The sequence below is a fragment of the Streptomyces sp. TLI_146 genome (genome assembly GCF_002846415.1).
Taxonomy (GTDB): Bacteria; Actinomycetota; Actinomycetes; order Streptomycetales; family Streptomycetaceae; genus Streptomyces.
The window spans coordinates 4,912,148-4,924,026 of record NZ_PJMX01000001.1; the positions used below are offsets into that span (position 1 = coordinate 4,912,148).

General features: G+C 71.7%; 11 protein-coding genes and 2 tRNA genes. 5 read left to right on the forward strand and 8 right to left on the reverse strand.

Annotated elements, in window-relative coordinates:
* Nucleotides 1-22 precede the first annotated feature (22 nt).
* From BX283_RS22085 to BX283_RS22115, 7 genes are all read right to left on the reverse strand, one after another.
* Nucleotides 23-673: a response regulator transcription factor gene (locus BX283_RS22085; protein WP_101389276.1), complete on the reverse strand. Its 651-nt coding sequence runs from the start codon at nucleotides 671-673 to the stop codon at nucleotides 23-25.
* Nucleotides 670-1,920, reverse strand: a complete 1,251-nt coding sequence (locus tag BX283_RS22090; RefSeq protein WP_257583493.1) for a sensor histidine kinase — start codon at nucleotides 1,918-1,920, stop codon at nucleotides 670-672. The genes BX283_RS22085 and BX283_RS22090 overlap by 4 nt, the downstream gene beginning before the upstream one ends.
* A 17-nt stretch (nucleotides 1,921-1,937) precedes the next feature.
* Nucleotides 1,938-2,732 (reverse strand): ABC transporter permease, encoded by a 795-nt coding sequence (locus BX283_RS22095; RefSeq protein WP_101389278.1) that lies wholly within the window; start codon nucleotides 2,730-2,732, stop codon nucleotides 1,938-1,940.
* Nucleotides 2,729-3,652 carry an ABC transporter ATP-binding protein gene (locus tag BX283_RS22100; protein WP_101389279.1) on the reverse strand — a complete coding sequence of 308 codons (924 nt, stop codon included), beginning with the start codon at nucleotides 3,650-3,652 and terminating at the stop codon, nucleotides 2,729-2,731. The genes BX283_RS22095 and BX283_RS22100 overlap by 4 nt, the downstream gene beginning before the upstream one ends.
* Nucleotides 3,653-3,782: 130 nt before the next feature.
* Nucleotides 3,783-3,855, reverse strand: a tRNA-Gly gene (locus BX283_RS22105).
* 79 nt (nucleotides 3,856-3,934) lie between these two features.
* Nucleotides 3,935-4,006, reverse strand: a tRNA-Gly gene (locus BX283_RS22110).
* A gap of 135 nt (nucleotides 4,007-4,141) precedes the next feature.
* Nucleotides 4,142-4,459, reverse strand: coding sequence for an Lsr2 family protein (locus tag BX283_RS22115; RefSeq protein WP_101389280.1), 318 nt, complete (start codon nucleotides 4,457-4,459; stop codon nucleotides 4,142-4,144).
* Between the two features lie 331 nt (nucleotides 4,460-4,790).
* Here BX283_RS22115 and purS point away from each other — a divergent pair, with 331 nt between their 5' ends.
* The 3 genes from purS to purL are packed head-to-tail and all read left to right on the forward strand — an operon-like array spanning nucleotide 4,791 to nucleotide 7,968.
* A complete protein-coding gene (gene purS, locus BX283_RS22120; protein ID WP_067162360.1) occupies nucleotides 4,791-5,042 on the forward strand; it encodes a phosphoribosylformylglycinamidine synthase subunit PurS in 252 nt (83 codons plus the stop codon).
* On the forward strand, nucleotides 5,039-5,719 hold the full coding sequence (gene purQ / locus BX283_RS22125) for a phosphoribosylformylglycinamidine synthase subunit PurQ (RefSeq protein WP_101389281.1): 681 nt from the start codon (nucleotides 5,039-5,041) through the stop codon (nucleotides 5,717-5,719). Before purS ends, purQ begins: the two co-directional genes overlap by 4 nt.
* Nucleotides 5,719-7,968 (forward strand): phosphoribosylformylglycinamidine synthase subunit PurL, encoded by a 2,250-nt coding sequence (gene purL / locus BX283_RS22130; protein WP_101389282.1) that lies wholly within the window; start codon nucleotides 5,719-5,721, stop codon nucleotides 7,966-7,968. Before purQ ends, purL begins: the two co-directional genes overlap by 1 nt.
* A gap of 266 nt (nucleotides 7,969-8,234) precedes the next feature.
* Here purL and BX283_RS22135 read toward each other — a convergent pair whose 3' ends face one another.
* The gene (locus BX283_RS22135; protein WP_101389283.1) at nucleotides 8,235-9,683 is read right to left on the reverse strand and encodes an MFS transporter; all 1,449 of its coding nucleotides are present in this window, start codon (nucleotides 9,681-9,683) and stop codon (nucleotides 8,235-8,237) included.
* 236 nt (nucleotides 9,684-9,919) lie between these two features.
* Between BX283_RS22135 and BX283_RS22140 the strand changes: the two genes are divergently transcribed.
* Nucleotides 9,920-10,573, forward strand: coding sequence for a TetR/AcrR family transcriptional regulator (locus BX283_RS22140; RefSeq protein WP_101389284.1), 654 nt, complete (start codon nucleotides 9,920-9,922; stop codon nucleotides 10,571-10,573).
* A 262-nt stretch (nucleotides 10,574-10,835) separates the two neighbouring features.
* Nucleotides 10,836-11,636 carry a maleylpyruvate isomerase family mycothiol-dependent enzyme gene (locus tag BX283_RS22145; protein WP_101389285.1) on the forward strand — a complete coding sequence of 267 codons (801 nt, stop codon included), beginning with the start codon at nucleotides 10,836-10,838 and terminating at the stop codon, nucleotides 11,634-11,636.
* The last annotated feature ends 243 nt before the right edge of the window (nucleotides 11,637-11,879 follow it).

An 11,879-nucleotide genomic window follows, 5' to 3' on the forward strand; every position in this document is an offset into this window, starting at 1 on the left:
ATGCGCCGTAGCGCGCAGCTAACTATACCCAACCCCGGCGGCGCGCGAGACGCACCGCCGTATGACGGTTCTCGGCACCGAGCTTCGAGGCGGCCGAGGAGAGGTAGTTGCGGACCGTTCCCGGCGAGAGTCCGGCGCGCTCCGCGATCTCCGCGACCGGTGCCCCGTCCGCCGCCAGCTCCAGCACCTGCGCCTCGCGGGCGGTCAGCGGGGAGTCCCCCGCGGAGATCGCGTCGGCCGCCAACTCCGGGTCCACATAGCGGTTTCCCGCGTGTACGGACCGGATGATCTCGGCGAGCTTACGGGCGCTCACGGTCTTCGGCACGAAGCCGCGCACCCCCGCCGCGAGCGCCCGCTTGAGGTGGCCGGGCCGCCCGTGGCTGGTGACGATCATGGTGCGGCAGCCGGGCAGTTCGGCCCGCAGGGATGTGGCGACACTCACACCGTCCGCCCCCGGCATCTCCAGGTCCAGGACGGCCACATCGGGCCGGTGCGCCCGTGCCATCGCCAGCGCCTCGGGCCCGGACGCGGCCTCCGCAACCACGGTCAGATCGTCTTCGAGGCCGAGCAGCGCGGCGAGCGCGCCCCGGATCAGATGCTCGTCGTCGGCGAGCAGGACGCGCAGGGGCGCCGGGGCCGCCCCGTCGGGCGCGGTCATGCCGGGCGTGGTCATACGGTCAGCTCCTCGCCCAGTTCCGCCGCGCTGCGCAGCGGCACGGTCACCGTCAGCAGGAAGCGCTCGCCCGTGCGGGCCGCCTCCAGCGTGCCGCCCATCGGGGCGAGCCGTTCGCGCAGACCGGCCAGGCCCGAGCCGGGGGCGGCGGGGGCGCGGTCGGGGACGCCGTCGTTCTCCACGACCAGGGTGACGGCCGGGCCGTCGGCCGCGAGCCGGATCGCGCACCTGCGCGCGTTGCCGTGCCGCAGCACATTGGTGGTGGCCTCGCGCACCACCCAGCCGAGCGCCGACTGCACCCCGGCGGGCAGCCCGGCGGCGGCTCCCGTGACCGCGCAGTCGATCCCGGCGGCCTCCAACACGCCCCGGGCGCCGTCGAGTTCGACGGTCAGATCCGCCTCGCGGTATCCGCGCACCACTTCCCGTACCTCTCGTTGCGACTCCCGCGCGATGCGCTGGACCTCGATCATCTGGGCCACCGCCTCGGGCCGGCCGCGCTCGGCCAGCTGTACGGCGAGCTCGCTCTTGAGGGCGATCACCGCGAGGTTGCGGCCCAGCACGTCGTGCATGTCCCGTCCGAAGCGCAGCCGTTCCTCGGCGACGGCGAGCCGCGCCTGCACGTCCCTGGCCTCCTCGGCCTGCCACATGTTCCGCAGCCCCCAGGCGCCGGGCCGGACCGTGATCAGCATCAGGGCGCCCGCGATCACCACCATCGGCACCGGCGCCACCAGCTCGACGCCCCGCACCCCGGCGGCCGCGAAGAAGGCGAGGACCACGGCCGCGTATCCCAGGCAGTGCAGCAGGTAGGTGCGGGCCGGGACCAGCAGGGCGTACGGGATCATCAGCGCGATCGGCAGGTCGGCGAGGAGCAGCGGGAAGACGCTGCGCGAGTCCGTGGCGGTGGTCGCCGCGAGCAGCGCGGTGCCGAGGCCGAGCAGGACGGCCGGGGCCACCAGGAGGCGGCGGGGGAAGGTGCCGTGGCCGAGGTAGTCGTCGTAGGCCGGGTCGATCCGGCGGGTGCCGACGACGCACTGCGCGATGTTCACCACGAGCAGCGCCACGCCCAGGGCGGTGACCAGGGGGCCGCGGGGACCGGCCGCGAGCAGCGGCAGGCCGCCCCAGGTCAGCATGAAGAACCAGAGCATCGTCTTCATGGTGTTGCGCGTGTACAGGTCCATCTTCTGGATCCTGCTGCGCGCCTGCCAGCGCCGTCGCCAGCCGCCGATCCGGCGTATCCGACCGAGCACCCCGTCATCCCCCTGTGTCAGCGCCGTGGTTCCCAGCGGAACCACTTGCGTACAGCAAACACGCCGAGCAGCGTCCAGGCCACCGCCGTACCGAGGTGGCCGAGCAGCTCGCCGGTGTCGAGCGCGCCGGTCCAGCCGCCCCTGATCAGGGCGATCGCCGGGGAGAGCGGCAGCAGTTCGCAGACCGACGCCATCGCGTCGGGCATGACGTCCAGCGGTACGACCATGCCGGAGCCCACCATCGACAGGAGCAGCATCGGCATCACCGAGATCTGCGCGCCCTCGGCGGAGCGGGTGAACGCCGCGGTCGCCGCCGCGAGTACGCACATCAGCGCCGCGCCGAGCAGCAGCCCGGCCACCGCCAGCCACACAGCGCGGGGCGCGGCCATGTCCAGTACGACGGTGCACCCGGCCGCAAGGAGCACGCACTGCACGAGCGCCAGCGCCACCGCCGGGAGCGCGGCCCCGGCGAGGATCTCGCGGTCGCGCAGCTCGCCGGTGCGCAGCCGCTTCAGGACGAGCTCCTCACGGCGTACGACGAAGACGCCGACCAGGGCCGAGTAGACGGCGAAGAGCAGGACGTAGCCGAGCGAGCCGGGCAGCAGGACCGTGCCGACGGTCAGCCCGCTCTCCTCCAGGTCCATGCCGTCGACGGCCGTGCTCATGGAGAAGGTGAGCATCGCGGGCAGCACCAGCGCGGTGAACATCGCGGCCTTGTTGCGGCCGAGCAGGGTGAGTTCGGCGCGGGCGAGCGCCCTCATCCGCGAGGCGGGGGTGCCGGCGCGGGGTGCCGCGGCCGTGGTGGTGCTCATCGGGTCGACTCCTGTTCCCGGGCGATGTGCAGGAAGGCCTCTTCGAGGGAGGCGGCCCGGATGTCGAGGCCGCGCAGCTCGACGCGGCCGTCCCGGGCCCACAGCAGCAGCTCGGTGGCGGCGTGCTGGAGCGCGGTGGTCTTCAGCCGTACGGTGCGGCCCTCGGTCTCGTGGCCGGTGACCCCGAGCGGGCCGAGCGGCGGGAGGTCGCCCAGGTGGTAGCCCTCGGGCAGCTCGAAGGAGAGGTGCGAGGGCTGGGCGGCGACCACCTCGGCCACCCGCCCGGCGGCGGCGATGCGCCCCTCGTGGAGGATCGCGAGCCGCTCGGCGAGCGCCTCGGCCTCCTCCAGGTAGTGGGTGGTCAGCAGCACGGTGGTGCCCGCGTCGCGCAGTTCGCGGACCAGCTCCCAGGTGGTGTGGCGGCCCTCGGCGTCCAGGCCGGTGGTCGGCTCGTCGAGGAAGAGCACCTCGGGCCGGGCGAGCAGGGCGAGGGCGAGGTCGAGCCGCCGCTTCTCGCCGCCGGACAGCTGCTTGACGCGTACGTCGGCGCGCCGGGCGAGCCCGACGAGCTCCAGCGCCTCGCCCACGGGGCGGGCACCACTCGTACATCCCGCCCACATCCGTACGGTTTCGGCCACCGTCAGCTCGGACGGGAAGCCGCCCTCCTGGAGCATCACCCCGGTGCGGGGGCGCACGGCGGCGCGGTCGGTGTACGGGTCGTGGCCGAGCACCCGCACCGATCCGGCGCTCGGCGGGGCGAGGCCTTCGAGCAGCTCGACGGTGGACGTCTTGCCCGCGCCGTTGGTACCGAGCAGCGCGAAGAGCTCGCCGCGCGCCACGGAGAAGGAGATTCCACGAACGGCCTCGAAGCCCCCGGCGTAGGTGCGCCGCAGCTCCTCGACCTCGATCACATCTGGCATGCGTCCAGCGTTCCGCGGGCGGGAGGCCGGAGGCAGTGCGCGGTGTCATCGCCTGTCATGACAAATGTCAGCGGGGCGCCGGACACACGACAGAGGCCCCGGTCATGATGACCGGGGCCTCTGCTCACTGAGCGGACGACGAGATTCGAACTCGCGACCCTCACCTTGGCAAGGTGATGCTCTACCAACTGAGCCACGTCCGCATTGCTGCCGCTCGGCTCTCACCTGCGGTTGCGAACACCACTGTACCTGATCCACAACAGTGGTCGGTAAGCGATGCAGAGCGGGTGACAGGAATTGCACACTGCGCCTTCCCCCTGGAAGGGGGATGTTCTGCTACTGAACTACACCCGCACGCTGCTGGGGACTCGGCCTCTCGGCCTCGCCCCTCGGCGTGCTCCAGACTCTAGCTGATCACCCCGGGTGCAATGCAACTCGGTTGCCGGGGCCGCCAGTCCGGGGCCCCGGCCCGATCCTCGTGCGGCGGCCTCAGACCGCCGCGCCGAAGGCCTCGTAGACCTTCTTGGGGATGCGGCCCCGGGTGGGCACCTCCATCTGGTGCGACCGGGCCCAGGCGCGGACCGCGGCCGGGTCGGGGGCGACGGCCGTGTGCCGGAACGTCTTCCCCGACTTCGACTGCTTGCGGCCCGCCTCGACGTACGGGGCGAGGGCCTTGCGCAGTTTCTTTGCATTGGCGGGATTGAGGTCGATCTCGTAGGCCTTCCCGTCCAGGCCGAACGTGACGGTTTCCGCCGCTTCTCCGCCGTCCAGGTCGTCGGAGAGGGTGACCACTACGCGCTGAGCCACGGATATCGGTTCCTTCCTACGGTCCGCCGTTCCCACGTGTCTGACGTGCGGCGATCCCGGCCTTCCGGCAGTTTTGGAGCAATGCTGTTTCTCTCGGGTTTCCCCTGAGAAACCTTTGTATCGCGGCAGGCATTGCATTGTGAAGCCCAGCCAATTGCATCCGCGTGTCCGATCGCAATGTGCGTGGACCGTTTTTCCCGGGATTTTTCCCACGTGTTGTCGCGGCCGAAACCGGAACGTGATCGGACAGCTCCGATATCTACTCGCGTAGATTTTCCGGCCGGGTACTCTGAGGGAACCGCCTTCGCACCACACCACCACGGGAGTGCCAGTGGCACGCGTCGTAGTCGACGTCATGCTCAAGCCGGAGATCCTCGACCCGCAGGGACAGGCGGTGCAGCGCGCACTGCCCCGTCTCGGCTTCGAGGGGATCGCGGATGTCCGCCAGGGGAAGCGTTTCGAGCTGGATGTGGAAGGGCCCCTCGACGAGGCCGCCCTCGCCCGCATCCACGAGATGGCCGAAACGTTCCTCGCCAACACCGTCATCGAGGACTTCACCGTGAAGGTCGAGGAGTCCAAGTGACTGCTCGCATCGGTGTCGTCACCTTCCCCGGGACGCTCGACGACCGCGACAGCCTGCGGGCCGTGCGGATCGCGGGTGCCGAGCCGGTGTCGCTGTGGCACCGCGACAAGGACCTCAAGCAGGTCGACGCGGTCGTCCTGGCCGGCGGCTTCTCCTACGGCGACTATCTGCGGGCCGGAGCCATCTCCCGCTTCTCGCCGGTGATGGAGACGGTCATCGACCAGGCGAAGGCCGGGATGCCGGTCCTCGGCATCTGCAACGGCTTCCAGATCCTGACCGAGTCGCACCTGCTGCCGGGCGCCATGCTCCGCAACAACCACCTGCACTTCATCTGCCGCGAGCAGAAGCTGCGGGTGGAGAACGCGCGCACCGCGTGGACCGCCGACTACGAGGCGGGCCAGGAGATCCAGGTCCCGCTGAAGAACATGGACGGCCGGTACGTCGCCGACGAGCGCACGCTCGACGAGCTGGAGGCCGAGGGCCGCGTCGCCTTCCGCTACCTGGACATGAACCCCAACGGCTCGCTCCGCGACATCGCCGGCATCACCAACGCCGCCGGGAACGTCGTCGGCCTGATGCCGCACCCGGAGCACGCCGTGGAGCCGCTGGTCGGCACCGGCCGCACCGACGGCCTCGGTTTCTTCACCTCGATCCTCAAGAAGCTGGTCAACGCCTGATGAGCCTCGACACCGTCAAGCACGCCACCGGGACGCCCGACGTCGAGCAGCCCTGGAAGGAGCTCGGCCTCAAGGAGGACGAGTACGCCCGGATCCGCGAGATCCTGGGCCGCCGCCCCACCGGCGCCGAGCTCGCCATGTACTCCGTGATGTGGTCGGAGCACTGCTCGTACAAGAGCAGCAAGGTCCACCTGCGCCAGTTCGGCGAGAAGGTCCCCGAGAACGACGCGATGCTCGTCGGGATCGGCGAGAACGCGGGCGTCGTCGACGTCGGCCAGGGCTACGCGGTCACGTTCAAGGTGGAGTCCCACAACCACCCCTCGTACATCGAGCCCTACCAGGGCGCGGCCACCGGTGTCGGCGGCATCGTCCGCGACATCCTGGCGATGGGCGCCCGCCCGGTCGCGGTCGTCGACCCGCTGCGCTTCGGCGCGGCCGAGCACCCCGACACCAAGCGCGTCCTGCCGGGCGTGGTCGCGGGCATCGGCGGCTACGGCAACTGCCTCGGCCTGCCGAACATCGGCGGCGAGGTCGTCTTCGACGAGTGCTACCAGGGCAACCCGCTGGTCAACGCCGGGTGCATCGGCGTGATGAAGCACGAGGACATCCACCTCGCGAAGGCGTCCGGCCCCGGCAACAAGGTGATCCTGTACGGCGCCCGCACGGGCGGCGACGGCATCGGCGGCGTGTCGGTCCTGGCCTCGGAGACCTTCGAGTCGACGGGTCCGGCCAAGCGCCCGGCGGTCCAGGTGGGCGACCCGTTCCAGGAGAAGCTCCTCATCGAGTGCACCCTGGAGATCTTCAAGGAGAAGCTGGTCGCGGGCATCCAGGACCTGGGCGGCGCGGGCTTGTCCTGCGCCACCTCGGAGCTGGCTTCGGCGGGCTCCGGCGGCATGCGGGTGGACCTGGAGACGGTCCCGCTGCGCGACGCGACGCTCTCTCCTGAGGAGATCCTCATGAGCGAGTCGCAGGAGCGGATGTGCGCGGTCGTCGAGCCGCAGTACGTCGAGCGCTTCATGGAGATCTGCGAGAAGTGGGACGTCATCGCCACGGTCATCGGTGAGGTGACGGACGGCGAGCGCCTGGAGATCTTCTGGCACGGCGAGCAGATCGTCGACGTACCGCCGCGGACCGTGGCGCACGAGGGCCCGGTGTACGAGCGTCCGTACGCGCGCCCCTCCTGGCAGGACGCCCTCCAGGCCGACGACGCGGGCAAGCTGCCGCGGCCGTCGACGGGCGAGGAGCTGCGCGAGCAGGTCCTTCGCCTCGTCTCCTCGCCCAACCAGGCCTCCAAGTCCTGGATCACGGACCAGTACGACCGGTTCGTGCAGGGCAACACGGTGCTCGCGCAGCCCGAGGACGCGGGCATGGTCCGCATCGACGAGGAGTCGAACCTCGGTGTGGCGATGGCGACGGACGGCAACGGCCGGTACGCCAAGCTCGACCCGTACGCGGGTGCGCAGCTGGCGCTGGCGGAGGCGTACCGGAACGTGGCCGCGTCGGGTGCGAAGCCCCTCGCGATCTCCGACTGCCTCAACTTCGGTTCGCCGGAGGACCCGGACGTGATGTGGCAGTTCGCGGAGGCCACGCGCGGCCTGGCGGACGGCTGCCTCCAGCTCGGTACGCCGGTGACCGGCGGCAACGTCTCGCTCTACAACCAGACCGGTGACACGGCGATCCACCCGACGCCGGTGGTCGCGGTCCTCGGTGTGATCGACGACGTCACGCGCCGTACGCCGATCGCGTTCGCGGAGGAGGGGCAGCTGCTGTACCTTCTGGGCGATACGCGGGAGGAGTTCGGCGGGTCGGCGTGGTCCCAGGTGATCCACGACCACCTGGGCGGTCTGCCGCCGCGGGTGGATCTGGACCGGGAGAAGCTGCTCGGCGAGATCCTGATCTCCGCCTCGCGCGACGGCATGATCGACGCGGCGCACGACCTGTCCGACGGCGGTCTGGTGCAGGCCGTGGTCGAGTCCTGCCTGCGCGGCGGGCACGGCGCCCGTCTTGTCGTCCCGGATGGCCTCTCCGCCTTCACCTTCCTCTTCTCCGAGTCGGCGGGCCGGGCGGTTGTCGCGGTTCCGCGCAGCGAGGAGCTCCGGTTCACGGACATGTGCGGGGCGCGGGGCCTGCCGGCGACGCGGATCGGTGTGGTCGACGGGGAGTCGGTGGAGGTGCAGGGCGAGTTCAGTGTGCCGCTGAGTGAGCTGCGACGGGTGCACGAGGAGACGATCCCGGCGCTGCTGGCGTGAATTGACCCCACCCCACCCCTTCCCGGCTGTGACATGTGCGGCTCCGCCGCGTGGCCTCTGGCGGGCGGCCGGGCGGGGGCGGGGTGGGCTGCCGGGGGCTTCGCCCCCGGACCCTCTCGCTTCGTCTGCGGACCGTGCTGGGTTGCTCGCGCAGTTCCCCGCGCCCCTGGGTAGTCAGGGGCGCGGGGAACTGCGCGACCAGCCACCCACGGTCCGCAGACGAACGAAGCGGGGTGCAGGGGCCGCAGGCCCGGCGGGGTGGGGGATCAAACCCCGCGCGCACGCCCCGGCAGGCGCGTTGCCAAGTACGCCGCCGTCGCCATCAGCGCAGCCCCCACCACGAACACCACATCCATCCCGGACGTCAGCGCATGGACACCGTCCACCCGCGCGGCCCCCCGCAGCGTCCCCAGCGCACTGGTCGAACCCCCGGGGCCGGACGCCTCGTACACCCGGCTCAGGATCGTCCCGAACACCGCCGCCCCCAATGCGTTACCCAGCGTCTGGAAGAACCGCGTCCCCGTCGTCGCGATGCCCAGCTGCCGCGGCGGCGCGGCGGCCTGCACGATCTGGATCAGCTGGCCGATGAGCAGGCCGAACCCCGTACCCATCAGGAGCAGTTCGGCCCGGATCTGCCACAGGTTCGTCGAGACGTGCGTCGTGGCGAGCAGCCCCAGCGCCGCCGCGGCCGCGACCGTACCCGTCAGCACGAACGTCTTCTGCGACCAGCCCCGCCCGGCCAGCCGCTCCGAGGCGAGGCCGACGGCCGTCATGCCGACCGCCATCGGGATGAGGTACAGGCCCGCCGCGGTGGCCTCGACGCCCCGGACGACCTGGAGGTAGATCATCACGTACACCAGCGTGCCCATCATGGCCGCCCCGACCAGCGCCTGGATCGCGAAGCCGAGCCGGACCGCGGGGACCTTGAACATCGACAGCGGCAGGATCGGCTCGGCCGCCGTGGTCTGGCGGCGCAGGAACAGGGCGAGCGAGACGACGGTCGTGGCCGCGAGGCCGAGGACCTGCGGCGAGGTCCAGGCGTACTCCTTGCCGCCCCACTCCGTCATCAGCAGCAGCGAGACGGAGAAGGCCGCGGCGAGCGCCGCGCCGAGGAAGTCGATGCGGTGGCGGACCGGGGTGACCGGGAGGCGGAGGACCACCACCGCCGCCGCGAGGACGGCGATCCCGACCGGCAGGTTCACGTAGAAGATCCAGCGCCAGCTCGCCTGGTCGGCGAGCGTGCCGCCGAGCCACGGGCCCAGCGCCATCCCGGCCCCGGCCACGATTCCGCCGATGCTGCCGCCCTTGCCCCGGCCCGTACCGTCCCCGGGTCCCGCGAGCTGCGCGATCACCACCATCGTCACGCTCATCAGACCGCCGCCGCCGACGCCCTGCACCGCGCGGGCCGCGATCAGTTCGCCCATGGACTGCGCCGCGCCGCACAGCGCCGAGCCGGCCAGGAACGTGGCGATGGCGCCCACGAAGACCTTCTTGGCGCCGATCGTGTCGCACAGCTTCCCGTACAGCGGCAGCACCGCCGCCGAGGCGAGCGCGAACGAGCTGATCAGCCACGGGATCTTGTCCATCCCGTGGACCGGGTCGAGGTCGCTCACGATCGGGACGGTCGCCGCCGACACGATGTTGGTGTCGAGCACCGCGAGCAGGATCGTGACCAGGCAGACGGCGAAGCCGATCCGGCGGTGGGCGGGCGACATCGCGGGCGCGTTCCCCTCCGCCCGCCCGGCCTTCGGGGCTGTTTTCGGCATGGCGGTACTCAAGGTTCTGGACATGGTGAATTCCCCCTCCAGGGCGCAGAGCGCCAGACGGCGGCCCCCATTCGCGGGCCGCCCACCGGCTGTGGCACCACCATGGACCCTGATCCTGTACTGAGTCAACTTTTCATCCAGGATCAAAATTCATCCCGGTACACGCCCGCTGCTACAGTGGGGCCATGGCGAACGAGGTGGCACTGGCCGGCATGGGGCTGCGGGAGCGCAAGAAGTTCCAGACCCGGCGGCGGCTGATGGCCACCGCGCTGAAGCTCTTCGCCGAGCGCGGCTTCGACAAGGTCTCGGTCGCCGAGATCGCCGAGGCGGCCGAGGTGTCGAAGATGACCGTCTTCAACCACTTCGCCACCAAAGAGGAGTTGGTGCTCCGGCCGCTTGAGGAGCACACCGACGACGTCGCCCAGGCCGTACGCGACCGGGCCCCCGGTGAGTCCGCCGTCGCCGCCGTGCGCCGCCACTATCTGACGGCCGTGGAGCAGCGCGACGCCTCCATCGGCCTCGACGGCGAGCCCCTGGTGGTCCAGCTGACCCGGCTGATCATGGACACCCCGGTCCTGCTCACCCGCGCCCACGCCGCCCTCGTCCGCAGCTCCGAGCTGGTGGCCGAGGTGCTGGCCGAAGAGACCGGCGACCTCGTGATGGCCCGGGTCGCGGCGGCCCAGCTGATGGGTACGCGCGCGACGCTGGTCAGCGAGAACCATCGCCGCCTGTTGCTCGGGGACCCGGTGGAGGACATCGCCCCGGACGCCGCCCGGCTGGGCGCCCGCGCGTTCGACCTGGTCGAGTTCGGCCTCGGGGACTTCGCGACACGGGGGTAGTGCCCGGGGTCTGTCTGCGGGCCGGTGGCGGGCTGGCCGCGCAGTTCCTCGCGCCCCTTTTTGGCCCGGTGTTCGTCTGCGGGCCGTCTGTGGCTGGTCGCGCAGTTCCCCGCGCCCCTAGATGCGCCCCTCCGGGCCGCCCCGGGGATTGCCGCGCAGCGGCATCTAAGGGGCGCGGGGCTGTGACATGTGCGGCTCCGCCGCGTGGGCGCGACCAGCCACCCACCGGCCCGCAGATCACGACACCGCATACGCTCCCGTCATGCCTCCCGCCAAGAAGCGCACGCGCAGCTACGACCCGGTCAAGACCCGCGCCGCCGTCCTCGCCCAGTTCGCGCACGTACGCGAAGCCGTGGCGCGGCTCGCGCCCGACGCGCTGGAGCGGCCGACCCGGCTGGCGGGCTGGACCGTGTACGACCTCGCCGCGCATCTGGCGCGGGCCGTAGACGTGGTCGCCCGGAACCTGGCCGAGCCGGCGCCCGCCCCCGGCCGCCCGGAAGTGACCCTGCCGGACTGGCCGTTCGCCACCGCCACCGCCACCGCCACCGCCACCGCCGCGGCCGCCCCGGACACCCGGCCCGACCTCGCCGCGCTCTACGCGGACGTGGCCGCCCGCACCGAGCGGCTGCTCCCGGACGCCGAGGACACCCGGCTCGTCAGGACCGTCCTCGGCACCATGACCCTCGCCGACTACCTGGTCACGCGCACGGTCGAGCTCTGCGTCCACACCGACGACCTGAACGACGCCGTCCCCGGCCTGGACATCCCGTACGACCGCCAGGCGCTCGCCGCCTGCACCCGGCTGCTCGCCGACGCGCTCGCGGTGAAGGCGCCGGGCGGCTCGGTCGAGGTCCGGATCCCGCCGTACGCGGTGGTCCAGTGCGTCGAGGGCCCCAAGCACACCCGCGGCACGCCCCCGAACGTCGTGGAGACCGATCCGCTCACCTGGCTCCGGCTCGCCGCCGGGCGCCGGGCGTGGGCGGACGAGCGGGACGGGGGGCGGGTTTCGGCGAGCGGGGAGCGGGCGGACCTCTCCGCACTCCTGCCGGTGCTTTCCCGCTGAGAGAGCTCTCGGAGCCTGTCTTCGAACCCCTGCCGGCGCCCCGGCCGCCCGGCACGCACGCTCTCCGGAATGCGCCCGGCCGAGGTGGTCATATGGCTACGTCAAGTGACTTCCGGCCGGGTTCCCGGCGGGGCCCGCGCGACCTCCGTCACATTTCCCGGCCGGGCCCTTCCCCGGCCATTTCCCGCCCTGGCGGGAAAAGCCCTGCTCCACCCCGTCCGGCAGATGCCACAAACCGCCCAC